A 24,918-nucleotide genomic window follows, 5' to 3' on the forward strand; every position below is an offset into this window, starting at 1 on the left:
TAGCGTGCTGAGTGCCGGGGCGGGGTTCAGTCCGTCGGCGCCGCTGGTTTCGGGGGGCTGCGCCGGCGGACTCGATCCCCGCCCCCGTGCCCCCACACGCTCCCCCATCGCAAGGAGAACGTCCCGATGACCGCTCGTCGCCGTACCGCCGCCTCGGTCGCCGCCCTCGGCGTCGCGCCGCTCGCGCTGACCGTCCTGTCCGCCGCTCCCGCTTCCGCCCACGGCTCGATGACGGACCCGGTCTCCCGCGTGTCGGCGTGTTACGCGGAGGGTCCGGAGAGCCCCGACTCGGCGGCGTGCAAGGCGGCGGTCGCCGCCAGTGGCGGGCAGGCGTTCTACGACTGGAACGCAGTGAACATCGCGAACGCCGCCGGAAAGCACCGGCAGCTGATCCCGGACGGGAAGTTGTGCAGCGCCGGCAACGACAAGTACCGGGGCCTGGACCTCCCGCGCGCCGACTGGCCGTCGTCGAAGCTCACCGCGGGCAAGCACACCTTCCGCTACAAGGGCACCGCGCCGCACAGGGGTTCGTTCGACCTGTACATCACCAAGGACGGCTACGACCCGGCCAAGCCGCTGAAGTGGTCCGACCTGGAGGCCGAGCCGTTCGTCAGCGTCACCGACCCGGCGATGGAGAACGGCGACTACGTCTTCGACGGCACGGTCCCGGGCAAGTCGGGCCGCCACCTCGTCTACAGCGTCTGGCAGCGCTCGGACAGCCCGGAAGCCTTCTACACCTGCTCCGACGTGGTGTTCGGAGAGGACAACGGCGGCGGCGCCGGCGCCGCCCCGGCCCCGGCCGCGTCCGCGCCGAGCGAGCAGGACATCGCGGACGGCGCCGACGAGTCGTCCGTGGAGCACGGCGGCCACGGCGACAGCGACCACAAGACCGGCGCCGAGGCGACGGCCCCGGCCGCCGGCCAGGACGACGCCGCCGGCCAGGACGCCACCGGCGACGGCGGCCGGGCCGACGAGAAGCCCGCCGCCGAGCAGCCCGCCGCCAGCGCGCCGGAGGCGAAGAGCGACACCGCGCGGCCCGTCGCCGCCGGCGGCGCGGACGAGAACCTGGCCGAGACCGGCGGCGACGGCGCCACCCCGTACCTGGCGATCGGCGGCGCCGCCGCGCTGGCCGTCGGCGCCGCGGTGATGTTCGGCTCCGCCCGCCGCAGGGCCGCCCGCCGCTGACCGGCCCGCGTACGGCCGGAGCGTACGACCGGGCCCGTGCGGCCCGCGCCCCACGACCGCTGCCGCCCCCACCTCGTTTCCCGGGTGGGGGCGGCAGCCCTGTCTCAGGCCGCCGACGCGCAGGTGGTCGGGGTGGCCCGGGCCGGGTCGAGGGCGTTGGCCACCTCGTGGAACGCGATCCGGTCGATCAGTCCGATCGCCACGTGCTCGGAGAGGTCGACCGGGCACAGGTCCTGGAGCAGCACGTTCCGTACGCCGGGGCCGTCGAGGAACTGCGAGCGGTAAGGGGTGACCACCTGGTCGTACCGGGTCGCGATGACGGTGTAGCGCACCCCGGGAACGGTGTCGCCGCCCTCGTTGAGCCTGGTCAGGAAGGCGGACCCGGCGATCTGGTCGGCGAGGGACGGCGTCTTGGCGGTCAGCAGGTGACCGACGCCCGGGAAGTACGGGAGGAGTCGGGTGAGCCCGAGGAGCGTCGTGCCGTGGTTGTCGGGCGCGATGCCGACGAGGGCGTTCACCTCGTCGGCTCCCCCGAGGAACTTGAGGTAGTGACGCGGCATCAGACCGCCCTGGGAGTGCCCCACGAGGTCGGCCTCGGGCGCGCCGGTGGCGGCGAGCACCGTGTCGACGAACGTGTCGAGCTGCTGCGCCGACTTGTCGATCGGGCCCAGGCCGTGGAAGAACGGCACGTCGGGGAGTTGCCCGTAGTCGAGGGAGAAGACGCAGTAGCCGCGCTTGACCAGGTACGGGGCGAGGCCGAGCCAGTTGTCGACGGAGTTCCCGAAGGTGCCGTGGACGAGGACGACCGGGCGGGGATGGGCGGCGGACGGCCGGCAGGAGTAGTCGTTCCACCCGCTGGTGGGGGCGGACGCGGCGGCGCTCGCCGTGGCGGTGGGGGTGAGAGTGGCGGCGAGCACCAGGAGCAGGGCGGCGGCCGGTCTGAGGGCGCGCTTCCAGGGCAGCATCGGGTGATCTCCTTGCGGCTCAAGGGGAACTCAAGGGGAAGGGGGACGTGATCCGGATCACACAGATGCCGTGCTGGCCATAAATTACGCGCGAGTAGATGAGGAGTGAAGTGACGCGTAGGTAAAAGTTGACGAAGAGTCAACAAGAGGGGTCCGACTGCTCCGTTAGGCAGCCGTCAGGCCGACAGCGACCCCGGGAGCACCGCCCGCGGGCCGAACTTCGCCCGCGCCCGGTCCGCCACCGCCTCGATCCGGCGGGCCTTCTCGTCGGCCGGGTCGAACGTCAGCTGGTGCGCGGCCTGTTCCGCCGGAGTCAGGCCCTCCGCGCGCAGCGCGACGGCCCGCACCCTGGCCCGCTGCAGGCCGAGAGCCGCGTAGAGCCCGTACGCCGTGGCCGTGAGCGCCGCCGAGTGGGCCGTGGGCTCCGGCATGGTCCGGGTTCGGGTGGTGGTGGAGCGGTCGGCGTAGCGCACGGTGAGCGCCAGCGAGCGGCAGACCTGCTCCTCGCCGCGGAGCCTGACCCCCACCTCCTGCGCGAGCGAGAGCAGGGCGCGGCGGTGGCGGACCGGGTCCAGCTCGTCGCGGTCGAAGCGCCGTTCGGCGGCGAGCGAGCGGGAGGCCGCGTTGGGGACGACCGGCGTACGGTCGATGCCGCGCGCCCTCTCCTGGAGTTCGCGCCCCGCCCGCGCGCCGACGATCCGCTGGAGGGTGGCAAGCGGTGCGGCGGCGACCCTGCCGACGGTGTCGAGCCCGTACGAGCAGAGGGTGCGGGCCGTGGCGGGGCCGACGCCGAGGAGCGAGGCGACGGGCTTGCGGCCGAGGTACGCGGCGACGGCCTCCGGGTCGCCGGGTACGACCAGCGTCCTGCCCGGCGGCGCGTCCTGCGCGGCGGTCCTGGCCAGCAGCGGATTGGCCCCCACGCCGATCGTGCAGTCGGCGCCGCAGTGCGCGAGGGCGCGCACCCGCAGCAGGGCGGCGAGCCCGGCCGCGTCCCGCCCGAAGTACCGCTCGGCGCCCCGGACGTCGACGAGTGCGCCGTCGGGCGGGAGCGCCTGGACGACGGGGGTGATGTCCTCGATCAGCCCGAGCAGCGTGGGCAGCGCGGCCTCGGACAGCTCGGCGCCCGCGACGTGGAAGCGTACGTAAAGGATCATCCCGCGCTCCCCGGGCTCGAATGCCACAACTTGCGCCCGGTCGGGGCACCTTCGCCCGCGGGCCGGAGGTCCGCCCACGGGTTCATCCGGTAGCCGGTGGGCATCTGGATGGTCCGGCCGTCGTCCGCCCCGTCCTTGCCCGGCGCTTCGTCCGCCGGGCCGGCGGGAGCCGCCAGCCGCGCGGCGACCGCGTCGAGGCCGCCCGTGCGCCGCAGCTCCACGAGTTCCGCGAGGTTCCAGGCCGCCGACGCGACCACGCTGAAGCTGCGCGGCCCGCGCCGCTGCACCACTCCGCGCACCAGCAGCAGCCAGGAGTGGAAGACGGTGTGGGCGCACGCCGCGTGGCTGTCGTCGAAGAAGGCGAGGTCGACCAGCCCCGTACCGTCGTCGAGGGTCGTGAAGATGACCCGGCGGCCGGAGCGGACCGGCGGGGTCTGGGTGGCGGCCTTGGCGCCCGCGACCAGGACGGTCTGGCCGTGTTCGGCCATCCGCAGCCGCTTGGCGGAGGTCGCGCCCAGCTCCTTGAGGAAGGAGTAGTGGTCCCCCATCAGGTGCCGGGAGGCGTCCATGCCGAGGACGCCGAGCTCGGCGCTGAGGCGCTCCGCCTCGGTGAGGTCGGGCAGGCCGGCCGGGGCCGCCTTCTGACTCTCACCGAGGAAGAGCTGACCGCCGGACGCGCCGGAGGTCCGCTGCCCGGCGCGGAGTTCGGACAGGTGCAGGAGCAGGTCACGGCGGTTGGCGCCGAACGCGTCCAGCGCCCCCACCTGGGCGAGCCGTTCGGCGACGGGCCTGCTCGGGTGGGCGCGCTGCCACAGGTCGAGCAGCGACGAGTAGGGGCGGCCCTCCTCGATCCGCGCGGTCTCGGCCTCGCTGATGCCGTGGACGTCCATGAGCCCGAGCCGGATACCCCACATCCCACTAGAAGAGCCTTTAGCGCCTTTTTCGCCAGACACCAGTTCGATCTGGTGAGCGCCCGCCGACCGGTTGACGTCCAGCGGCAGCACGGGCACCCCGCGCCGCCGCGCGTCCGCGAGCAGCAGCCGCTTCGGGTACATGCCGGGGTCGTGCGTGAGCAGCCCGGCGTAGAAGGCGGCCGGGTGATGGGCCTTCAGCCACGCCGACTGGTACGTCGGCACGGCGAAGGCGACCGCGTGCGCCTTGCAGAAGCCGTACGACCCGAACGCCTCGACGATCTCCCAGGTACGGGCGGTCACTTCGGGCGAGTAACCCCGCTGCGCGGTCCGCTCCGCGAACCAGGCCCGGATCTGCGCCTGGATCTCCGGGTCGGAGAGCCCGCGCCGCATCTGGTCCGCCTCGCCCCGGTCGCAGCCCGTCATGATCCGCAGGATCTCGATGATCTGCTCGTGGAAGACGACCACGCCGTACGTCTCCCGCAGCGCCTCCTCCAGGTCCGGATGCGGGTAGCGGGCGGGCGCGCGGCCGTGCCTGGCCTCGATGAAGGGCCGCACCATGTCGGCCGCGACGGGGCCCGGCCGGAACAGCGAGATGTCGACGACCAGGTCGCCGAAGGTCGCGGGCTGGAGCCTGCCGACCAGGTCGCGCTGGCCCGGCGACTCGATCTGGAAACAGCCGAGGGTCTCGGTCGAGCGGATCAGTCCGTACGTCGCCGGGTCGCCCTGCGGCACCTGCTCCGGGTCGTCGAGGTCGAGCGCCACGTCCGCCGCCCGCCGCAGTTCCGCGACCGCGTGCGCCATGGCCGACTGCATCCGGACGCCCAGCACGTCGAGCTTGAGCAGCCCGAGGTCCTCCACGTCGTCCTTGTCGAACTGGGACATGGGGAAGCCCTCGCCACTGGTGGGCATGACGGGGGTGCGGCGCAGCAACGAGGCGTCGGAGAGCAGCACGCCGCACGGGTGCATGGCGATCCCGCGCGGCAGTGCGTCGAGCGCCTCGACCAGTTCCCACATTCGTCCGTACCGGTCCTTCTCGTCGGCCACCTCGCGCAGTTCGGGCAGTTCCTCCATCGCGGCGCGGGCGTCGCGCGCCCGGATGTGGGGGAAAGCCTTGGCGATACGGTCCACCTCGGCCGGGTCCATGGACAGTGCGCCGCCCACGTCCCGTACGGCGTGCCGCACCCGGTACGTCTCGGGCATGGCGACGGTCGCGACCCGCTCGGCGCCGAAGCGGCCGATGATCGCGCGGTAGACCTCCAGGCGGCGGGCGGACTCGACGTCGATGTCGATGTCGGGCAGCGCGGAGCGCCGTTTGGACAGGAAGCGCTCCATCAGCAGGTGGTGCTCGACGGGGTCGGCGTGGGCGATGCCGATGAGGTGGTTGACGAGCGAACCCGCGCCGGAGCCGCGCGCGGCGACCCGGATGCCCATGGTCTTCACGTCGTCGACGACCCCGGCCACGGTGAGGAAGTAGGAGGCGAACCCGTGGTGGGCGATGATGTCCAGCTCGTGGTGCATCCGCTCCCAGTACGCGCGGGCCCGCGGCCCGCGGTCGTAGCCGCGCAGCACCATTCCGGCGGCCGCCCGGGACGCCAGCACGCGCTGCGCGGTGCGGCGGCCCGCGCCGACGAGGTGCGGTTCGGGGAAGTGGACGGTGCCGAGCCCGAGGTCGTCCTCGGGGTCGACGCGGCAGGCGGCGGCGGTCTCCTCGGTCAGGGCCAGCAGCCGGTGGGCGGCGGCGCGGCGGTAACCGGCGGCCTCCGCGACCAGCTCGGCGGCGCGCGCCATCTCCGCCGCGCTCTTGAGCGAGCGCTCACCGCTGTCGAGGGGCCCGCGCGGGTCGATGGGGACGAGTCTGCGGGCCGCGTCCAGCACGTCGGCCACCGGTCCGAGGCCCGGGTCGGCGTACCGGACGGCGTTGGTGAGCACGGGGGCCACGCCCTGCTCGGCGGCGAGGCCGAGGGTGCGGGCGGCCAGCCGCAGCGAGCCGGGGCCCGTGCCCGTACGGCCGTGGTGGACGACTTCGAGGCGCAGGGCGTCGCCGTAGACCTCCCGCCAGGGCGCGAGCAGGGTGGCGGCCCGGTCGGGCCGGCCGGCGGCCAGCGCGCGGCCGACGTCGGAGCCGGGGCCGAGCAGCACGGTGAGCCCGTCGCCGTGATTGCGCTCCCACTCCAGGACGGGGTTGCGTCCGCCGGCCTCGTGGGCGGCGGTGATCAGCTCGCAGAGGTCCGCCCAGCCCGCCGCGCCGTCCCGGGCGAGGAAGGTGGCGCGGGGCGCGGACTCGTCGACGAAGGCACCGCCGCGCACCGGCGTGCGCCGACGCTGCGTACGCCCCTCTTCGTCGCGGGTGCGCTCCCCCGGCCCCAGCGCCAGCTCCGCGCCGAAGAGCGGGCGGACGCCGGCCTTCGCGCAGGCCTTGGCGAAGCGGACGGCGCCGGCGACGGTGTCGCGGTCGGTCAGGGCGAGGGCGTCCATGCCGTGCTCGGCGGCACGCGCGGCCAGCCGCTCGGGGTGAGAGGCGCCGTAGCGCACGGAGAACCCCGAAACGGTGTGCAGATGCGTGAACGCGGGCATCGCACCTCCTGAGTCCCCTGAATCAATCCTGCTCTCACCTCCCCCATCTCCACCATAGACCAAGTTTCGAACGCACGTGCGATAGCCGCGTCCTCAGCCATTCGGCCCGGCCCCACCTGCGCAAACTCCGGGGGCCGCCGAGCGTGGGGGCATGACCTTCGTCGACGAGGTGAAGAACGCCGTCACGCCACGGGCCGCGCTGCTCGTGATCGGCGTGCTGGCGCTCCAGCTGTTGTTCATCACGTCGTACGTGGGGGCGCTGCACGACCCGAAGATGAGGGACGTCCCCTTCGCGGTCGTGGCGCCCGAGCAGGTGTCCGGCCGGCTCGTCCAGCAGCTCGAAGGGCTGCCCGGGGATCCCTTGGATCCCCGGGCGGTCGCGGACGAGGCCACCGCCCGCCGGCAGATCATGAACCGTGACATCGACGGCGCGCTGATCGTCGCCCCCGCGTCGAAGACCGACACCCTGCTGGTCGCCTCGGGCGGCGGCACCGTGCTGTCCTCGGCCCTGACCACCCTCGTGACCAAGGTCGAGGCCACCCAGCAGCGCGAGGTGAAGACCGTCGACGTGGCCCCGGCCTCCGACCAGGACTTCGACGGTCTCTCCGCCTTCTACCTGGTGGTGGGGTGGTGTGTGGGCGGCTATCTCTGCGCCTCGATCCTCGCGATCAGCGCGGGCTCCCGGCCGGCCAACGGACAGCGCGCCGTGATCCGGCTCGGCGTCATGGCGCTCTACTCGGTCGCGGGCGGGATCGGCGGCGCGGTCATCGTCGGCCCGATCCTGGGCGCCCTGCCCGGGAGCATCATGGGACTGTGGGGCCTCGGCGCCCTGGTCGTCTTCGCCGTCGGCGCGATCACGCTCGCGCTCCAGGCGCTGACCGGCATCGTGGGCATCGGCCTGGCGGTCCTGCTGGTGGTGATCGCCGGCAACCCGAGCGCGGGCGGCGCGTTCCCGCTGCCGATGCTGCCGCCGTTCTGGGAGGCGATCGGGCCGGCCCTGCCGCCGGGGGCGGGCACGTGGGCGGCGCGCTCGATCGCGTACTTCGGGGGGAACGCGCTCCTCGGCCCGTTCCTGGTCCTCGCCGCGTGGGCGGTCGCGGGCGGCGCGATCACCCTGGCGATGGCGGCCCGGCGACGCGGCCCCGCCGCGGCGGATTCGCGCCCGGTCGGAACCTAGAGCCCGCAGCGGCGGAATCACGACGCACGGAGCCTGAAGCCCGCGGCGGCGGAATCGCGGCCGCCCGGGCTCCGGAGCCCGCTGTCGGCGCGGCCGCGCGAGGGCCGCGGTTTCGCGACGGCGAAAGTACCGCGCGAGGCCCCGCCCGGTACGTGGCGTACGCGCGTACCGGACGGGGCCTCAGCGGTCGGGCGGCGTCAGCCGATCTCCGCCCCCAGTGCCGCCAGCGCCGCCGGCACCGGCTGGAAGAACGTCTCGCCGCCCGACGTGCAGTCGCCGCTGCCGCCCGAGGTGAGACCGATCGCCGTGTCGCCCGCGAAGAGCGAACCGCCGCTGTCGCCGGGCTCGGCGCAGACCGTGGTCTGGATGAGCCCGTTCACGATGTCGCCGTTGCCGTAGTTCACGGTCGCGTCGAGCGCGGTGACCTCACCGTCGTGCACCTGCGTGGTGGAACCGCTGCGCGTCACCTTCATGCCCACGGTCGCCTCGCCCGCCTTGGTGATCGGCTGCGTGCTGCCGTTGTAGAGGTTGACCTCGCTCGGGTGCTCGACCCCGTCGTCGTACTTCACGAGCGCGAAGTCGTTGCCGGGGAACGTGGAGGCGGCCATCGTGCCGAGCGCCCCGCCCGTGGAGTCCGTCCACTGGGTGCCGGCCTGGCCGCAGTGACCCGCCGTGATGAAGTGCGGAGCGCCGTCCTTGACGACGTTGAAGCCGAGCGAGCACCGCCCGCCGCCGTTGAGGATCGCGTCGCCGCCCGCGATGAGGGGCTTGAACTCCCCGGCCGACTTCTTGAGTTCGGCCTTCTGCCCGAGCGCGCCGACGACCTTCTCCAGCTTCGCCCACTCCTCGCCCTTGACCGTACGGTCGGCCGTCACGACGACCTTGTTGGTGACCGGGTCGGTGGCCCACGCGGTGCCGGGAATGGTGGCCTTGTCGCTCAGGGTGCTGCGCACGGCCTTCAGTTCGGCGAGGGAGTTCTCGACGATTCTGGCCTTGCCGCCCGCCTTCCGCACGCCCTGGGCCGCCGCCTCGTCCACGACGTTGACCACGAGCGCCTTGGACTCGCTGTCGTAGTACGCCCCGGCCGCGTCGCCGCCCAGAAGCGAGTCGAGGTCGGAGGCGAGCTTTCCGGCCCCGCTCGCCGACAGCGTCTTGACGGTGTACTGAGGGGGTTCCTCACTCGCGTTCGCAGTCTGCAAGGTGACTCCCGCTGCTACGAGGGCCGCGATGCCTGCTCCCGCGATCGCCACACGCCGCTTGGCTATGCGTCGGTGCTTCACGTAATGACCTCCTGTGGGGGGTTCGGCCCTGCGAAGTGGGGGGCAGGACCGAGTACGCCCACTATTCCGAGGCTGATCGGTAGCACACAAGGTCGACTTCAGGACGCGCACACGACAACCCCCGTGCGCCCCCGAGGTCTTTACAAGCCGGGCGCCGCTTGCGCCGGTCACGTTCGCGAACACCGGGTGCGATCACTCGGGCAGCAGCGGGTGAGGACTAGTCCTGTCCGGTACTCGCCCTCGCGGGCCGGATTCCGGCGGCCACGACACGCATCGCGGTCAACTCAGCTCGCGTCGCAGCGGGTTGCGGAACGAACGTGTCCCCGTCCGGTCGGACCGGACGGGGACACGTGTGCCGCTGGCTGCGTCCTTCGGGCTCAGGGCCCGTGGTACGGACGGCTCCTCTAGTAGACGCTCACTCCGTACGCGCTCAGCGCCTCGGTGACCGGCTGGAAGAAGGTCGTGCCGCCGGAGGAGCAGTTGCCGCTGCCGCCCGAGGTCAGACCGATGGCGCGGGTGCCGGAGTACAGCGGACCACCGCTGTCGCCGGGCTCGGCGCACACGTTGGTGCGGATCATGCCGTAGACGATGTCGCCGCCGCCGTAGTTCACCGTGGCGTTGAGGCCGGTGACGGAACCGCTGTGGGTGCCGGTGGTGGAACCGCGACGGGTGACGGACATGCCGACCGTGGCGTTGGCCGCGCTGGTGATGTCCTGGTTGCCGACGGTGCCGGGGTGCGAGAGCGAGGTGTTCGCGTACCGCACGAGGCCGTAGTCGTTGCCCGGGAAGCTCGATCCGGCCGTCGGGCCGATGCTCGTGGTGCGGGAGGAGTTGGTGTACCAGGGCGGGTTGCCGTCGGTGCAGTGGCCGGCGGTCACGAAGAAGTACGTACCCGCGCTGTTGCGGACGTTGAAGCCCGCCGAGCAGCGCCAGCTCGTGGCGTAGATCGCGTCGCCGCCGGCGAGGAGCTTGGAGAACTTGCCGGGGGTGCGCTCGACGCGGATGGCGGACGCGTTCGCACCGGCCTCCCGCTTGATCTTGGCGATCTCGGCGGCGGAGACGGTGCTGTCGGCCGTCACCACCAGGGTGTTCTTCGCCTTGTCGATGTGCCAGGCGGTACCGGCGACATCGGCTTCGAGGACCGCGTCACTCGCGGAGGAGAGCTGGTTGGCGCTGAACGTGCCGGCCGTGTCGGCGCTGGCGCTCGGTACGGTGAGTGCGGCTGCGGCGACGAGACCTGCCGTGACGGCGACCAGGCGGGATCGTCTCGCTGTGCCACTGCGGGGGGTGGTGCGCTTGATCCTCACTTCTCGTTCCTCCCGGGGGGAAGTAGGTGACCCGCTCGTGGGGTGAGCAGGTCCGTGAGGCGCAGTCAGAGAACGGGTCCGGATTCCGGACACGTCGTGCTCCTGACAAGCGCTCCTCGGGAGTATTCGGGGCGCCAACAGCGCGCGCAAGGGCGCCTTTCGGCCGCGCGCGTCCGGGCACGGCTCGCGGCCCCGGCGGCACGGGGCCGGCGGGGCGGGTGCGGCACGGTTCGCCGAGCGGGTTGCGGCGTGGGGCGAGGAGCCGGCCGGGGCCGGTGTCCGCCGTTGGGACGGGTCAGCGGTCGATACGGTTCCGCTCCCCCGCCGGCACCGCGACCGGCAGCGTGTTGCCCGGCGGCGGGAACGGACAGATGAAGTGGTCGGCGAAGGCGCACGGCGGCAGCAGCGCCCGGTTGAAGTCGACCGTCACCGTGCCGTCGGCAGCGGGCGCGGGCGGGCGCAGGAAGCGGAAGCGGTACGAACCGGCCCCGCCGGTCGCGTCGGCGAAGACGGCCCAGAGCGAGCCGTCGCCCTCGACGGCGACCTGGAGCGTGTGCTCGGCGCCGTCGATCTCGAAGGCGATCTCCCCGGCGAGCCCGAGCCCCCGTTCCCGCCCGTCCGCGTTCTCGACCCGGACGGTGGTGCGCCCTTCGGCGTACGGACGGAACCGGCCCCGCAGCGCCCACTTCGCGTCGTACGGCGTCACTTCCATGCCCGTGAAACCCCGCCTCGCCGGGGACCCGGGGTCGAAGACCCGCACCGCCCACAGCCCTTCGCGGCGCAGCACGACCAGCCGGTGGCCGGCCGCCGCGACCCGGGACTCCGGGACGGGCCCCGTGTCGGCGGTCAGCCGGACCTCGCCGGCCGGCGGCTCCCCGTCGACCGTGATCCCGTCGTGCGGCGAGACGGTCAGGACGACCTCGTCGCAGTCGGCCGCCCACCGGCCCGGAACGCCTGGAATGCGACCTTCCGGATAGTCGGAGAGCCAGTGGGTGCCGGTGAGCGAGAGCGGACCGTACGGCGCGGCGACCGTCTCGGCGCGCCGCTCGTGCCAGTGCTGCCACTGCTGCCGGGGGTCGGTGCTCATGCGCGCCACCCTTCCACACGGGCGCCCCGGTCACGCCGAGGGGACACCTCGTACCGGCCGGCGCCGGGCCCGCAACCGCCCGCTCCCACGCACCGGCCACCCCGCACCCGCACACCGCCCGGCCCGTCACCCGCCCAAGCCCGCGCACCGCCCCCGTCACCGGCCACCCGGTCCCGCGCACCGCCCACGGCAACCACCCGAGTCGCCCGCGTCAGCAGTCGCAGCCGCAGCACTCGCAGCAGTCGCAGTCGCACTTGTGGCACAGGCCCTCGCGCTTCTTCCGCGACCAGGCCCCCTCGTACTCCTTGGCGCAGCACAGTTTGCAGGTGCAGCACAGCCCGATCGCGACGGCGCACCCCGCCCAGAAGCCGCGCCTGCCGGGCCGGTGCGGTTCTCCGTTGAAGCCGGGCGGCATCCCGCCGTGACCGCCGGGCGGACCGTAACCGCCGTAACCGCCGCCCGGAGCCCCGGCGCCGGCCCCGGCGCCGCCGTAGGGGTTGTTCGAGCCGTACGGATTGCCGCCACCGTGCCCGGCCCCGGGCGGCGGCGCGCCGTACGCCTGGACCTGCCCCTCGTGGCCGCAGGCCACCGTTCCGAACGCCCGGTCCACGGAGCGGCTCAGCTCGTGCGCCAGCAGTACGTGCGCCAGCCTGTCGTCGGTGAAGTGCGCGTCGCGCAGTGCCAGCCGTACGCCGTGCACGGCGTCGTCGCAGAGCCGGCGCGCCTCGGCGAGCGTGGTCCCGGTGGCTGTCAGCGGGTTCCACTTACCCGACGCCACGTCAGTTTCGAGGTCCTCCACGGCGTCCAGCAGGTGCGCGAGCCGGCCGAAGAGCCGGCCCGCCTCCGCGAGCGGCGCGGCGTTCTGCGGCCGGCCCGCGAGTACGGCGGTGTGCGCGAAGGCCGCGGCGGTGGCCGTCTCGGCCGGTTCGGTGACCGCGAGGACGGAGGTGCCGGGCCCCGCCAGCGCCTCGATGCCGACCTGCCGGTCCACCGCGTCGACCAGCAGCGCGGTGTCGAAGCCCAGCGAGGCGCCGGTGCGCGCACCGGCCCTGTCCCAGCCCGCGGCGACCCGCCGGGCCGCCGCCGCCACCGGCTTGCGGGCCAACAGCCCGTCCCGGTCGGCGACGTGGTCCCGCATCTTCGCCGAGGCCAGCACGAGCGAGACGGCGGCCGCGAGCCTGGCCCCCTCGCCCTGCGCCACGGGCGCGGTGCGCATCGCGCGCAGTGGACAGGGCCCGGCCGTACGCCGCCGACCCGTGACGGACTCGGACTGAGCCTCCGTCAGAACCGAGACGATGAGCCCGTCGTAGTTGGTGACGACCCTCGCGAGCTGCCCGTGGTCACCGCGAAGTGCCAGGCACAGACCGCAGAGATGGGCCATCCACTCGGCCCTGAGCCCTTCCGAGAGCCTGTGGCTGCATGGCCTGACGATTCCGAACAAGGCGCTCCCCCGAGAGTTGTTGAACGGTGCGGCCCGCATCGTACCGAGGCGGTCGGGAGGACGCCGTGTTCACCCGTCCGTCCCCCTCATCACCCGTGTGGCCCGACGGTCCTATTTTTCACCCTGTCAGCAGCCCGACACAGGACGGACCTTGACGAATCGCCACAACTTCTGCACCAGTACCGTCACGAATCCCCTGCGCGGCGGCTATCCACTTGGCGCGTAATCCGCATGATGGACGACGATAGGGGGAGCGGTACACAGACCGACCGCGGTGAAAGGAGGCGTCCCATGGGATCGGTGCGCAAGGCCAGTGCCTGGCTCGGGCTCGTCGAGGACAGCGACGACGACCGCTACTACGACGACGAGTACGCCGAGGGAAACAACGAGACCGCCGAGCCCTGGGTCACGGACCCGCGGGTCAAGGCGGTCTCCGAGTCCGCCGACGACAAGAGCCCCCGGATCGCCACGGTCACCCCGGACGGCTTCCGGGACGCGCGCGGCATCGGCGAGCTCTTCCGGGACGGTGTCCCGGTCATCATGAACCTCACGTCCATGGAGCCCTCCGACGCCAAGCGCATCGTCGACTTCGCCGCCGGCCTCACCTTCGGCCTGCGCGGTTCGATCGAGCGCGTCGCGAACCGCGTCTTCCTGCTGAGCCCCGCGGACACCGAGGTCGTCAGCGGTGAGGCCGCGGGCCGCGACACGCACGGCTTCTTCAACCAGAGCTGAGGGGCGAGCCGCTCACCGGAAGGCGTCCAGGCCGGTGAGCGCCTTGCCCAGCACGAGCTGGTGCATCTCCACGGTGCCCTCGTAGGTGAGCACCGATTCGAGGTTCGTCGCGTGCCGCATCACGGGGTACTCCAGCGAGATCCCGTTCGCGCCCAGGATCGTCCTGCTCGTGCGGCAGATCTCGATCGCCTCCCGCACGTTGTTGAGCTTGCCGAAACTGACCTGCTCGGGGCGCAGCCGGCCCGCGTCCATGCGCTGCCCGAGGTGGTGGGCGAGCAGGATGCCCTTGTGCAGTTCGACCGCCATGTCGGCGAGCTTGGCCTGGGTGAGCTGGAAGCCGCCGATCGGCTTGCCGAACTGCTCGCGCGTCTTCGCGTAGTCGACCGCCGCCTCGAAGCTGGCGCGCGCGGCGCCCATCGCGCCCCACACGATTCCGTAGCGCGCGTGGCTCAGGCAGCTCAGCGGCCCCTTGAGCCCCGTGACCTCCGGCAGTACGGCGTCGGCGGGCAGCCGCACCTCGTCCATGACCAGCTCGCTGGTGACCGAGGCGCGCAGCGACCACTTGTGCTTGATCTCGGGCGCCGAGAAGCCGGGGGCGTCGGTCGGCACGACGAATCCGCGAATGGCACCGCTCCCGTCGTCCGTCTGCGCCCAGACGACGGCCACCCCCGCCACCGATCCGTTCGTGATCCACATCTTGCGGCCCGTCAGCACCCAGTCGGCGCCGTCCTTCTTGGCGTACGTCCGCATCCCGGCCGGGTCGGAGCCGTGGTCGGGCTCGGTCAGGCCGAAGCAGCCGATGATCTCGCCCGCGGCCATGCCGGGCAGCCAGCGCTGCTTCTGCTCCTCGGAGCCGAAGCGGTGGATGGCGTACATGGCGAGCGAGCCCTGCACGGAGACCAGCGAGCGGATGCCTGAGTCGGCGGCCTCCAGTTCCAGACAGGCCAGGCCGTACTGGACGGCGGACGCGCCCGCGCAGCCGTAGCCCTCCAGGGACATGCCGAGGGCGCCGATCGAGCCGAGCTCGCGGGCCAGCTCACGGATGCCGGGGAGCTCACCGCGCTCGTACCAGTCCGCGATGTGCGGCAGGACGCGGTCGGCGGCCCAGGTGCGTACGGTCTCGCGGATCGCGAGGTCCTCGGGGGCCAGCAGATCGTCGATGCCGATCGGGTCGCTGGGATCGAACGGCGGAAGCTGCTGAGGCTTCGAAGTGACGGACATTCCTGGCCCTCCGGCGGCTGCTCGGCTCACGATGAGGTGCGGTGCGGGTCGATGCGGTGTGCGGCGCACCGGAAAACTAGCAGTGGTAGTTACGGCGTCGCGCCGCCGACGTTACGGGGTCACCGCGCTACCCGTCCAGACCCGGCGTGCTGCGCGTGCTCCCGGGATGCCGGGACCTTCACCTGCGGCGACGGCTCGCGCACGGGCTCCCGCTCCGCGCCCCACCCGCCGCAGTCCATCAGCCGCGGCAGCCGCAGCGCGGCCAGCGCGCCGAGGAGCAGCAGACCCGCGCTGACGAAGAGCGTCACGTGCAGGCCGTGCACGAAGGCGTGCCGCGCGGTGAAGCGCAGGGCCTCACCGGCGGGCCCGCCGATCTGCGCCGCGACGGTGTACGCCTCGCCGAGCGAGTTCGCCGCGCCCGCGCTCTCGGCCGGGGAGACCCCGGGGACCTTGGCGAGCCCGGGTGCGTAGGCGGCGTTCATGACGCTGCCGAGCAGGGCGATGCCCATGCCGGCGCCGAGCTGGTACGAGGTCTCGCCGATGGCGGCCGCGCCGCCCGCGTGCTCGGCCGGGGCCTCGCTGAGCATCGACTCGTACGCGCCGAAGAGCGTGGTCTGGAGCCCGAAGCCGAGCAGGACGAAGCCGGCGGTCAGCAGCGCGGGCCGGTCGTGCTGCCCCATCAGGGTCAGCACCAGCACGGCGGCGGCGGTCAGCGCGAAGCCGGACGAGACCATCGCGCGCGGGCCGAGGCGCTGGAGGGTGTACGAGCCGGTGGCGCCGGCCGCCATCGCGGCGAAGGTCAGCGGCAGCAGCCGCAGGCCGGTCTCCAGGGGGCTCAGTCCGAGCACCAGTTGGAGGTACTGGACGGCGATGAGCTGCAGGCCGACCAGTGCGAGCATCGCCAGGACGATGCAGCCCACGGAGGTCGAGAAGGCGGGCCGGGCGAACAGCGTGACGTCGACGAGCGGGTGCCTGCGCGTCCGCTGGCGCCGCACGAACAGCACGAGCAGCACGGAGCCGACGAGCAGCGGCAGCAGCGTCCTGGCGTCGGCGACCCCCTCGCCGCCGCCGGCCCGCTTCACCCCGAGGACCACGCCGAGCACGCCGACGGCCGCCATCAGCGCGCCGAGCACGTCCCAGGGGCCCTGCCCGCTCCCCCGCGACTCCGGCAGCAGCCAGCGGCCGACGGGCAGGATCAGCGCCATCAGCGGGATGTTGATGAGGAAGACCGACCCCCACCAGTAGTGCTGGACGAGGAAGCCGCCGAGCACCGGTCCTGTGGCGGCCCCTATGGCGGCGACCGCCGTCCAGATGCCGATGGCCACCGCGCGTTCGCGCCGGTCGGGGAAGACCTGACGGAGGATCGACAGCGTCGCGGGCATGATCATCGCGCCGCCGACGCCGAGCAGGGCGCGGGCCGCTATGAGGACGTGCGGCCCGTCGGCGTAGGCGGCGAGAGCGGAGGCGCCGCCGAAGAGGCCGTATCCGAGCAGGAGGACGCGACGGCGGCCGACGCGGTCGCCGAGGGTGCCGAAGAGGATCAGCAGCGAGGCACAGACCAGCGGATAGGCGTCGACGATCCAGAGCAGCTCGGTCGCCCGGGGACGCAGGTCCTCGGAGAGGGCCGGGACGGCGATGTGCAGGATCGTCGCGTCGAGAGCGACCAGCAGGAGGCTGACGCACAGCACGACCAGCACGGCCCAGCGGTTGCCGGGGGCGGCCCGCAGCGTCCGCAACGGTGTGGCGCGCACGGCTTTCACGGGCTTCACGGTCGTCGCACCCGGCCGGTGCCCGGGGGCGCCCGCAGACCGCTGTGTTCCGGCCGTGGTCGTCCCTGACATGTACGTCCCTCCCAGTGGCGCATCCCTCGCGCTCGGCGGACCGGCGGGAACGGCGCTGTCCGACGTCCCTGCGGGCCCGGCATCGACGGGCGAGTGAGCCGTCAGAGTACGCGAGTTCACACGGGGGCCGCATGGCGCACCTCTCACCAGGGCGAACGGCCGGGTGTGGCGTACGCCACACCGTCGGCGGCACCGCCGCAGGACGCCCGGCAGCCCATCGGCGATCTTGGGACACCCGTGAGGGACCGGGAAATTCCGTGTTGCGTTCCGGTGAACGCAATTCATCGACACCATTCACTCTTACGAGCGGGCCTCCGAATGAATTGCTCAGCGGGCCTCTCGGCTTTCCCGAACGGCCGGGAATTAACGTCTCGGTGAGACACACCCCACATCACATCGTCATCACAAAGGTGCCGGAGGGGCCGGGCTTGTCACTCACTCGCTGTAACGTCGATTCAGTGCGTACCGACCGAATCTTTGCCCGGCTGGACCGGGAACCGGAGCCGCCGAAGATAGAGATCCCCGGGATGAGCCGTACCCGTACGGCGCTCTTCGGTTCGACGCTGGCGTTCTACATCGCCATCGTCTGGGCCGTCCTGATCACGTCCTGGCTGGTGGCTCTCGACTGGAAGATCATGCTGTTCCGGCCGTACGAGCAGTGGCCGGAACTGCACCCCTTCCTGGACTACTTCGTGGTGCTCGGGCAGCGCGGCCCCACCGCCGTCATGGTGGCGGCCTGGCTCGGCTGGCGCTCCTGGCGCCAGCACACGCTGCGCCCGCTGCTGACGCTGGGCGCCTCGCTGCTCCTGCTGAACGTGACGGTGGGCGCGGTGAAGCTCGGCCTCGGCCGCCGCGGCCCGCACTACGCGACGGAGATCGGCTCGGCCGAGATGTTCGCGGGCGGGGATATATTTCCTTCCGGCCACACCGCCAACGCGGTCGTCACCTGGGGCATCCTCGCCTACATGGCCACCACCCCCCGGGCCAGACGGTGGCTCTCGGTGCTCTCCGCCGTGGTCGCCCTGGGCGTCGGCGCGACCACCGTCTACCTGGGCACCCACTGGGTGAGCGACGTGCTGCTCGGCTGGGCGGCGGGGCTGCTGATCCTGCTGAGCCTGCCCTGGTTCGAGCCTCTGATCGGCCGCACCGAGGCGTGGGTGTTCGCGGTACGCGAGTCCTGGCGCGCCCGTCGCAGGCTCGGCGCCTCGCGGCCCGCACCGGCCGGCGGCCGGCTGTCCCCCGGCCTCTTCCCGCAGCGTCACCCGACCGCCCGCGGCACCGTCCAGGCGGACGGCCCGGCCCGCGAGCCGGTGGCCGCGGGCAGTGCCGTCCGCCCCACGAGCGGCGTCAGGACCACCGTCCACCTCACGCAGCGGCCCCACACGGCACGCCCGGAGCGGACGTCCGTCACCCCGGCCGGCAGCCGCCGCCCGCCGCACGCCGACCGTACGGGCGCGGCGCGCCCCGGGACGTCGCCCCGGCCGGTGGCCGGCGGCTGACCGCCCACGGACCCGCGGGGACGGTACGCACAGGCCCCACCCCGCACACGAAGGCCCCGGCCGGCTCCTGAGGAGCCGGCCGGGGCCTTCGCCGTGTGCCGGTGCTGTGGAACCGGGCGGGTCAGCCCGTCCAGCAGCGGACGACGGTGTCCTTGTCGACCTCGAAGTTGAGGCGGCCCTCCAGGTACTCCATGGTGATGATCGAGCCCGGCGGGAGCGTCCTGACGGTGGTCCAGCCGCGCTCGCGGGCCAGCCGCTCCGCGCCGTCGGCATCGAGGCCGACGTACGCCTCGGGGGCGTCGTCGGGCTGGGCGGAAGGGGTCGGTAGAGGTGCCATGGGACTCACCGTAGGCCGCCGGCGACGGGGAAGGAAGGGCGGGGCCGGAGCGGTGAGTCACCGTCCCACATACCTCAGCGGTCACGCTTGTGTCACAGGATCACGACAGACGTTTGGCACGAGCGTCTTCACCCGAAAGGGCAGCGGGGCACCCGGGGAGCGGAAAGGGAACACCCTCGAATCATCACCCCATAACAGATACTGAATTCATTCCCGGCTCCCCCGAACGCTCCCCCGAATTCACGGCGCGCGCTCCCGCCGGAAAACTGACGGGGCGTAGCGAATTCACGGTTCCCCCACACAGTCCGCACCGGACGCGGTGAGCACCGGGGCCTCCGGAGACGTATGCGCCCGCGGGTGCACCCGGCCGGGCCCGGGGGCCGACGCGCGCGTCATGGCATCCGCAGCCTGCTGCCCGGAGCCCGAAGCGGCGGAGCGAGGCGGGCCGCCCGGTCACCCCGGTGAGCCTCGGTCCACAGCGCGCGCGAGGAGGTCACGGGCCGACCGGATCCGCTCCGAGAGCTCCGGCGGCTCGACCACCTCGAACTCGAAGCCGGTCAGCATGATGTGAATGACCAGCACGTCGAGGCTCGCCGCCCCGGTGCGCAGCAGACAGCTGTCGTCGTCGACCGCTTCGAGCACGCCGGCGCTCGGCGGGACCGCCTGTCGCGCCTCCTCCAGCGGCGCCAGCAGCCGCACCACCGCCGTCGCGGCGTACGCCCCGGTGGACACGCCCTCCGAGACGTACGCCGCGAGGTCCTCGGCCGGGGGGTCGCGCGGGTCGAAGCGCGGCCCGTGCGGGGGTGTGGGGGTGATCCGGTCCGCCCGGAACGTACGCCAGTCCGAGCGGTCCAGGTCCCAGGCGACTAGGTACCAGCGGCGCTCGGTGCACACCAGGCGGTGCGGCTCGACCGCCCTGCGGGTCGAACTGCCGCCGTGGTCCCGGTACACGAAGCGCAGCCGTTCGCTGTCCCGGCAGGCGTTGGCCAGCTCCGTGAGCACGGACGCGTCCACGGTGGACGCCGCCGGCCCGCGCAGCATGGGCACGGTGAAGGCGTTGAGCGCGCCGACGCGGCGGCGCAACCGGTTCGGCAGCACCTGTTCGAGCTTGGCCAGCGCGCGTACGGACGTCTCGCCGATGCCTTCGATGCCCTGTCCCGCGGCGGTGCGCAGCCCGACCGCGACGGCCACGGCCTCCTCGTCGTCGAGGAGCAGCGGCGGCAGTTCGGCGCCCGCGCCGAGCCGGTAGCCGCCGCCCGTGCCGGGGCTGGCGTTGACGGGGTAGCCGAGCTCGCGCAGCCGGTCGACGTCGCGGCGCACGGTGCGCGGGGTGACGCCGAGCCGCTCGGCCAGGTCCGGGCCCGACCATTCGCGGTGGGCCTGGAGCAGCGAGAGCAGGCGCAGCAGACGTGCCGAGGTCTCCAACATGCGGCGAGTCTGCCAGGGCCCGAGGACAGCCACGGTCCTCGGGCCCCGGCGCTCCCGGGCCCCTACCGCAGGGTGTCGAGCCGCACGCTGAGGTCGTTGTCGACGGTGAAGTACGGGGACGCCGTGGTCGGCCGGCCCACCCCCGGCCCCTCGACCGGCAGCGCCGGATAGCGGAAGACGCCCTTCTTGTCCCACACGTCGTCCAGGATGCGCCCGATCCGTGTCCCGGCCGCTCCGGGCTCCGCCGGCGCGGGGCACAGCCACAGGTCCCACAGCCGCTGCTCGTCGCCGCGTCCCTCGGCCAGCGGCTCGTACGCCAGCGTGAAGGCGAACGCGCCGTCGGCCCCGAGGGTCACCGGCACCCGGTGCGGGTCCTTCTTCGCGCCCCGCAGTCTGGCCTCGACGACGACGTCCCCGTCGAGCCCGGTCCCGTACAGCCGCCCCTCCACGGTCATCGCGCCGTGGGGGAAGCCGATGGCTCCGGCCTCGGCGTGCGGCGCGCGCAGCCAGCTGCGCACCGCGAGCCTGCCGTCGGCGGTCGGATAGGGGATGCGTACGGCGACCCGGGCGCGCCCGGGGTCCGGGGCCCGGTCCACGAGCGACCGAAGGTCCCTGACGCCGGGCTCGATCCGCTGTTGCCCGGACTCGTCCCCGTGCGTCGTGAACGCGTCCCAGCGTCCTTCGGCCAGTTCGACGGTGCTCGGCAGCACGGCCCGCAGGCGGCCCTCGCCGGCGGGCGTGAGCGGCAGCCGCACGATGTCCGCGGCCGTGTCGCCGCCGCGCCGCCGCAGGAGGAGCGCGGCGCGCGGCGACGCCTCACCGGCGATGTCGAAGGTGACGCCGCCGGCGGCGTCCGCGATGCAGTCGGCGCGCGGCCGCTCCGTGCGGGTCGGGGTGCTGTTCATGCGGTCTGCCCTTTCCGGAGCGCGGAGGCGGCCTTGTAGCGCAGCGAGTACGCCCCGTCGAGTACCGCTCCCCTGGAGGCGTACAGCGCGTCCTGGATCCGGCTGCGCGAGCGTCCGTGTCCGCCGCGCGAGACCAGTTCGGTGAACAGCGCCTCGTGCCGCTCGGCGATGTTCCCCGGGTCGAAGCGGGCCGAAGCGGCGAGCGCGGCCGCTCCCATGGCGCGGCGCCGGTCGTCGTCGTTGATCAGGCCGAGGAGCGCGTCGGCCACCGCGCCGGTGTCACCGACCGGGACGAGGCGTCCGTCGCGGCCGTCGGAGATGATCTCACGCGGACCGTGCGGGCAGTCGGTGGACACGACCGGAAGGCCGGATCTCATCGCCTCCACGATGGTCATGCCGAAGGACTCGTGCTCCGAGGTGACCGCGGCGATCGAACCCTTGACCCACTCGGGCTCTATGGGGCTGGCCGGGCCCATCAGGAAGACGTGGTTGTGCAGGCCGAGTTCGGCGACGAGGGCGTGCAGGGCGTTCTTCTCGTTCCCGCTCGCGTCGCCGCCGCCGTAGATGCGCAGCCGCCAGTCGGGGCGGGCGGCGACGACCTTCGCGAAGGCCTCGACGAGCAGGTCGTAGCGCTTGACGCGGGTCAGCCGGCCGGCCGCGACGACCCACTTGGCGTCGGAGTCGGCCGGCGCGACGGGCGGTGCGGGCACGCTGTTGGGCACGGCCACGATCCGTACGCCCGGCAGTTTGAGGCGGGTGCGGTAGGCGTGGGCGTCGGCCTCGGTGACGGTGGTGACGGCGTCCAGCACGGCGTAACGGTGACTCAGTTCCCGGCGCAGCCGGTAGCTGTGGCCCGCGAGCGTGAGGTGCTCCTGGCCGACGCGCACGGGGCCGCGCCGGGTCTGGCGGGTGATGTGCACGTTGAGCCCGGGGCGGGTGCCGACGACGACGTCCGCCTCCGTGGACTTCAGGTGCGTGGCGATGCGGGCGTCGGTGAGGCGGCTGTACTGCCGGTACCGGCCGTCGCCCGCGGGGAAGACCTTCGCCGGGAGCGCGCACCGCTCGTCGTCGCCGTCGTATCCGGGACTCTTCGCGCGCAGGTCGACCAGGTAGTCCAGCCGGACGCCGGCGGGGGCGCCCATCGCCGGTTCGTCGCGGTGGCGGAAGACCGAGACGATCTCGACGTCGTGCCGCTCGGCCAGCGCCTGCGCGAGATTGAACGTCGTACGGATCGTCCCTCCGATGCCGTACGCGTTGTGAAGCAGGAAAGAGATGTGCATACGCCGACGCGACCCCCAGATCTTCAGCGGACTGGTCATGTCCGACTGCTTTCAGAAATGGACTGTACTGGGCGAAAACTGATAGGCCCGAGCCGCATCAAATCGTTCCAATACGGTTGTGGCATCGATAGCACAAGCAGGCAACCAAACCGCCGTTCCGCGCATCAGGGTCGGTGGGGAAGCCGCGGAACGATGCAGCAGTCGCGCGTCCTCGTACTCGCGGCCGGCCCCGGCGACCCACAGGGCGTCGCGGCAGCGCGGCGCGTCCTCGTGGTCCACGGGACGTCGGACGACCGGTTCCGCACACGGGTCACCTCGGCGGTGACGTCCACGCCGACGGCGTCCATCGCCTCGCACAGCCGGACGTTCCCGTGCGCGCCCTTCCCGTCGAGGACCAGGCCGGCCCGCCGGCCCTCGGGATCCGCCTCCATGGCCCGGAAGTCGGGCGGGGAACCCTCGTGTTCAGCGGTGGTGAGGCGTCGGAGCCCAGGTACGCGCGGACGCGCTCTTCGCCGACGGAATGACGAGCATCGTCCCGGTCCGGATCCGGTTCGGATCGCCGCCGACCGCCTTCGCGTTGGCCTGGTGGAGCGCCTTCCAGCCACCGCGCACCCCGTAGCGGCGGGCGATCGAGGCGAGCGTGTCACCGGCCTTGACCACATGGACCCGCCCGGAGAGGCGGTAGCGCTTCGAACAGACCGGCCACGCCTTCCATCCCTGGTTGGCGAGCACCTTCTCGGCCACCTCGATCTGCTCCGCCCGGGTCGCGAGGTCCGCGCGCGGGGCGTACGCGAGCCCGCCGTGCTCCACCCAGGTCGGCTGGTGGAACTGCAGCCCCCCGTAGTAGCCGTTGCCCGTGTTGATGTGCCAGTCGCCGCCGCTCTCGCACTCCGCGAGGCAGCCCCAGGGCCACTGGGCCCCGGCACAGCTCTCCGTACCGGGCGCGGGAGCGGGCGGCGGGGATTCGGCCCGCGCACCCGTAGGGCAGAGGGCCAGCAGTACGGCGAGCACGGCGACCGGCACGGGGCACAACTGCGGCAGCTTCGGCATCGCGCCACGCTAAGCAGCCGCCCGCGCGACGCCCGGGATGCCGCGCGGCCGCCCCCGAAGCCCCACCCGGTCGGGGGGACCGGAGACGGCCGGACGGCCGTTCGGCACCCCGGGGGCGCGCGGAACGGCGCCCGCCCCGGCGCATCGGTTCGATTCTGTTCCCTTCTTCGCGTGACCCCGGCGACGACTCACCCGTTGTCTTCCTTGACGAGCCGGGAACCGCCCGGCACCCGCACCGAGTCCGAGGAGTCCCCCGTGCCGCGCATGCTCGACGTCAGCGACGACGTACGCGCCGAGATCGGCAACGAAGAAGCCGACCGCCTGCTCGCCGGCGAGAACGCCCCGGGCAGTTACGACTGCACCTCCTGCCGCACCCAGGGCGACTCCGAACTGGAGCGCACGAGCACCGTGCTCTTCGTGGGCGACGAAACCGCCGTCCTCGCGTTCGCCCACGCCACCTGCATCCCCTCCCAGGTCGTCCAGGTGGCCGAGGAGCAGCTCCAGGGCGCCGTACGCAGCATCACGGGCGGCGGCCCCGACCTGCCCGGCGCCGAGGAGTTCGGCGGCTCGCCGGGCCAGGCGGTGCTCGGGATCACCAGCGGCCTGGTGCTGATCGACGGCCAGCTGCACCCGGCCCTGGTCGTCGAGCCGACCGGGCCGGTCGCGCGCCCCGGCTCCGACCGCACCACCGACGAGTTCCTGGCGCTCGTGACCGAGCAGGGCTTCCGGCCCGTCGCCGACATGAACGACGTGCCCGCCGCGCTGCCCGGCTGGTCGGTCCTGCTCGCCATGGGCCAGCTGCACGCCGTACTCCAGCCGGGGGCCAACGGCGGCAGCCCGGTGTCCTGGTGGCAGGCGCACCAGCCGCTCCAGGTGACCGAGGGCTGGCGCACGGCGGCCAACAAGTCGAGCACCGTCCTCGTCTACACCGCGCCCGCCGGTTCCATCGGCCAGCAGCCGCGCGAGGACCTGCTGCGCAACGCGCTGGAGCGAGCGGCCGCCCGTGGTGTGCTGGCCGCCGCCGCCATGCCGCTGGCCGGCACCTGACGGGCCCGGGCGGGCCGCCCGACAGGGCCGGACGGCGGACCGCTCACCCCCGCCGAGCAGGGAATTCCCTGCTCGGCCCGCATCCGACGGGCGCTGGGGTCGTTGGCACGTACGTGCACTCATACGACCCCTCACGCCATCAGCCGTACCAGAGCCCCATCCCCGCGATGCGCCCCTCGCGAGAAACCCAGACCGACCACTCGCACACCCCGATCTACGACGCGCTCTACTCGGAGTACCGCAGGTCCTTCCGGGCACTGCCCGGCGACCGCACCGGCGAGGAGGAACTGGGGTTCACGGGCTTCTCCGCCGGTTCGCGCCACGGCCACGGCTCCACGAGTCACACCGGTCAGGGCACGCACGGCGGGCACACCGGTTTCTGGCGCGTCACGAGCAGCGACAGCGGCACCACCCCGCACAGCAACGGGCGACAGCACACCGGGAATCACTTCCCGGCCGCGCTGCCGCCCGCTCCTCGTCGGGGCTTCTAGGAA

General features: G+C 73.1%; 20 protein-coding genes. 6 read left to right on the plus strand and 14 right to left on the minus strand.

The genetic code is table 11. From position 1 onward, the window contains the following. Positions 1-126 precede the first annotated feature (126 nt). Complete coding sequence (locus AC07FK_RS21190; RefSeq protein WP_479106450.1) at positions 127-1,185, plus strand: lytic polysaccharide monooxygenase auxiliary activity family 9 protein; 1,059 nt, start codon at positions 127-129, stop codon at positions 1,183-1,185. Between the two features lie 104 nt (positions 1,186-1,289). On the opposite strand, the gene AC07FK_RS21195 is transcribed toward AC07FK_RS21190, so the two are convergent. From AC07FK_RS21195 to AC07FK_RS21205, 3 genes are all read right to left on the minus strand, one after another. Beyond that, entirely contained in the window at positions 1,290-2,150 is an 861-nt protein-coding gene (locus AC07FK_RS21195) for an esterase/lipase family protein (RefSeq protein WP_479106451.1), read from the minus strand. Positions 2,151-2,326: 176 nt separating this feature from the next. After that, positions 2,327-3,304 carry a DNA polymerase Y family protein gene (locus tag AC07FK_RS21200; RefSeq protein WP_479106452.1) on the minus strand — a complete coding sequence of 326 codons (978 nt, stop codon included), beginning with the start codon at positions 3,302-3,304 and terminating at the stop codon, positions 2,327-2,329. Then, complete coding sequence (locus AC07FK_RS21205; RefSeq protein ID WP_479106454.1) at positions 3,301-6,792, minus strand: DNA polymerase III subunit alpha; 3,492 nt, start codon at positions 6,790-6,792, stop codon at positions 3,301-3,303. Before AC07FK_RS21205 ends, AC07FK_RS21200 begins: the two co-directional genes overlap by 4 nt. Before the next feature lie 151 nt (positions 6,793-6,943). Here AC07FK_RS21205 and AC07FK_RS21210 point away from each other — a divergent pair, with 151 nt between their 5' ends. Then, complete coding sequence (locus AC07FK_RS21210; protein WP_479106455.1) at positions 6,944-7,969, plus strand: DUF3533 domain-containing protein; 1,026 nt, start codon at positions 6,944-6,946, stop codon at positions 7,967-7,969. Between the two features lie 197 nt (positions 7,970-8,166). On the opposite strand, the gene AC07FK_RS21215 is transcribed toward AC07FK_RS21210, so the two are convergent. From AC07FK_RS21215 to AC07FK_RS21230, 4 genes are all read right to left on the minus strand, one after another. Further along, positions 8,167-9,249, minus strand: coding sequence for a S1 family peptidase (locus AC07FK_RS21215; protein ID WP_479106456.1), 1,083 nt, complete (start codon positions 9,247-9,249; stop codon positions 8,167-8,169). A gap of 404 nt (positions 9,250-9,653) precedes the next feature. Beyond that, entirely contained in the window at positions 9,654-10,556 is a 903-nt protein-coding gene (locus tag AC07FK_RS21220) for a S1 family peptidase (protein WP_479106457.1), read from the minus strand. 295 nt (positions 10,557-10,851) lie between these two features. Further along, positions 10,852-11,643, minus strand: coding sequence for a DUF1684 domain-containing protein (locus AC07FK_RS21225; RefSeq protein WP_479106458.1), 792 nt, complete (start codon positions 11,641-11,643; stop codon positions 10,852-10,854). A gap of 211 nt (positions 11,644-11,854) precedes the next feature. Beyond that, positions 11,855-13,084 carry a DUF5685 family protein gene (locus tag AC07FK_RS21230; protein ID WP_479106459.1) on the minus strand — a complete coding sequence of 410 codons (1,230 nt, stop codon included), beginning with the start codon at positions 13,082-13,084 and terminating at the stop codon, positions 11,855-11,857. Positions 13,085-13,375: 291 nt separating this feature from the next. Between AC07FK_RS21230 and AC07FK_RS21235 the strand changes: the two genes are divergently transcribed. Beyond that, positions 13,376-13,816, plus strand: coding sequence for a cell division protein SepF (locus tag AC07FK_RS21235; protein WP_479106460.1), 441 nt, complete (start codon positions 13,376-13,378; stop codon positions 13,814-13,816). Between the two features lie 12 nt (positions 13,817-13,828). Here AC07FK_RS21235 and AC07FK_RS21240 read toward each other — a convergent pair whose 3' ends face one another. Beyond that, a complete protein-coding gene (locus AC07FK_RS21240) occupies positions 13,829-15,037 on the minus strand; it encodes an acyl-CoA dehydrogenase family protein (RefSeq protein ID WP_479106461.1) in 1,209 nt (402 codons plus the stop codon). Positions 15,038-15,156: 119 nt separating this feature from the next. After that, positions 15,157-16,878: an MFS transporter gene (locus AC07FK_RS21245; RefSeq protein ID WP_479106462.1), complete on the minus strand. Its 1,722-nt coding sequence runs from the start codon at positions 16,876-16,878 to the stop codon at positions 15,157-15,159. 458 nt (positions 16,879-17,336) lie between these two features. Between AC07FK_RS21245 and AC07FK_RS21250 the strand changes: the two genes are divergently transcribed. Next, positions 17,337-18,377, plus strand: coding sequence for a phosphatase PAP2 family protein (locus AC07FK_RS21250; protein ID WP_479106463.1), 1,041 nt, complete (start codon positions 17,337-17,339; stop codon positions 18,375-18,377). A 121-nt stretch (positions 18,378-18,498) separates the two neighbouring features. Here AC07FK_RS21250 and AC07FK_RS21255 read toward each other — a convergent pair whose 3' ends face one another. From AC07FK_RS21255 to AC07FK_RS21275, 5 genes are all read right to left on the minus strand, one after another. Next, positions 18,499-18,714, minus strand: coding sequence for an I78 family peptidase inhibitor (locus AC07FK_RS21255; RefSeq protein ID WP_479106464.1), 216 nt, complete (start codon positions 18,712-18,714; stop codon positions 18,499-18,501). Between the two features lie 453 nt (positions 18,715-19,167). Beyond that, complete coding sequence (locus AC07FK_RS21260; RefSeq protein WP_479106465.1) at positions 19,168-20,142, minus strand: helix-turn-helix transcriptional regulator; 975 nt, start codon at positions 20,140-20,142, stop codon at positions 19,168-19,170. A gap of 62 nt (positions 20,143-20,204) precedes the next feature. Continuing rightward, positions 20,205-21,047 (minus strand): transferase, encoded by an 843-nt coding sequence (locus AC07FK_RS21265; RefSeq protein ID WP_479106466.1) that lies wholly within the window; start codon positions 21,045-21,047, stop codon positions 20,205-20,207. Continuing rightward, complete coding sequence (locus tag AC07FK_RS21270; protein WP_479106522.1) at positions 21,044-22,327, minus strand: glycosyltransferase; 1,284 nt, start codon at positions 22,325-22,327, stop codon at positions 21,044-21,046. Before AC07FK_RS21270 ends, AC07FK_RS21265 begins: the two co-directional genes overlap by 4 nt. A 462-nt stretch (positions 22,328-22,789) precedes the next feature. Further along, positions 22,790-23,377 (minus strand): transglycosylase family protein, encoded by a 588-nt coding sequence (locus AC07FK_RS21275; protein WP_479106467.1) that lies wholly within the window; start codon positions 23,375-23,377, stop codon positions 22,790-22,792. A gap of 255 nt (positions 23,378-23,632) precedes the next feature. Here AC07FK_RS21275 and AC07FK_RS21280 point away from each other — a divergent pair, with 255 nt between their 5' ends. Together AC07FK_RS21280 and AC07FK_RS21285 are read left to right on the plus strand one after the other, a co-directional pair. Then, a complete protein-coding gene (locus AC07FK_RS21280) occupies positions 23,633-24,424 on the plus strand; it encodes a hypothetical protein (protein WP_479106523.1) in 792 nt (263 codons plus the stop codon). Positions 24,425-24,591: 167 nt separating this feature from the next. Then, positions 24,592-24,915: a hypothetical protein gene (locus tag AC07FK_RS21285; protein WP_479106468.1), complete on the plus strand. Its 324-nt coding sequence runs from the start codon at positions 24,592-24,594 to the stop codon at positions 24,913-24,915. Positions 24,916-24,918: the final 3 nt, after the last annotated feature.

The sequence above is a fragment of the Streptomyces sp. NPDC046122 genome (assembly GCF_056429965.1).

Coding starts and splice junctions, on each gene's coding strand:
- AC07FK_RS21200 (WP_479106452.1), bottom strand. CDS start 3,304: ATGATCCTTTACGTACGCTTCCACGTCGCGGGCGCCGAGCTGTCCGAG.
- AC07FK_RS21190 (WP_479106450.1), top strand. CDS start 127: ATGACCGCTCGTCGCCGTACCGCCGCCTCGGTCGCCGCCCTCGGCGTC.
- AC07FK_RS21225 (WP_479106458.1), bottom strand. CDS start 11,643: ATGAGCACCGACCCCCGGCAGCAGTGGCAGCACTGGCACGAGCGGCGC.
- AC07FK_RS21195 (WP_479106451.1), bottom strand. CDS start 2,150: ATGCTGCCCTGGAAGCGCGCCCTCAGACCGGCCGCCGCCCTGCTCCTG.
- AC07FK_RS21265 (WP_479106466.1), bottom strand. CDS start 21,047: ATGAACAGCACCCCGACCCGCACGGAGCGGCCGCGCGCCGACTGCATC.
- AC07FK_RS21245 (WP_479106462.1), bottom strand. CDS start 16,878: ATGTCAGGGACGACCACGGCCGGAACACAGCGGTCTGCGGGCGCCCCC.
- AC07FK_RS21260 (WP_479106465.1), bottom strand. CDS start 20,142: ATGTTGGAGACCTCGGCACGTCTGCTGCGCCTGCTCTCGCTGCTCCAG.
- AC07FK_RS21255 (WP_479106464.1), bottom strand. CDS start 18,714: ATGGCACCTCTACCGACCCCTTCCGCCCAGCCCGACGACGCCCCCGAG.
- AC07FK_RS21285 (WP_479106468.1), top strand. CDS start 24,592: ATGCGCCCCTCGCGAGAAACCCAGACCGACCACTCGCACACCCCGATC.
- AC07FK_RS21235 (WP_479106460.1), top strand. CDS start 13,376: ATGGGATCGGTGCGCAAGGCCAGTGCCTGGCTCGGGCTCGTCGAGGAC.
- AC07FK_RS21205 (WP_479106454.1), bottom strand. CDS start 6,792: ATGCCCGCGTTCACGCATCTGCACACCGTTTCGGGGTTCTCCGTGCGC.
- AC07FK_RS21210 (WP_479106455.1), top strand. CDS start 6,944: ATGACCTTCGTCGACGAGGTGAAGAACGCCGTCACGCCACGGGCCGCG.
- AC07FK_RS21275 (WP_479106467.1), bottom strand. CDS start 23,377: ATGCCGAAGCTGCCGCAGTTGTGCCCCGTGCCGGTCGCCGTGCTCGCC.
- AC07FK_RS21240 (WP_479106461.1), bottom strand. CDS start 15,037: ATGTCCGTCACTTCGAAGCCTCAGCAGCTTCCGCCGTTCGATCCCAGC.
- AC07FK_RS21270 (WP_479106522.1), bottom strand. CDS start 22,327: ATGCACATCTCTTTCCTGCTTCACAACGCGTACGGCATCGGAGGGACG.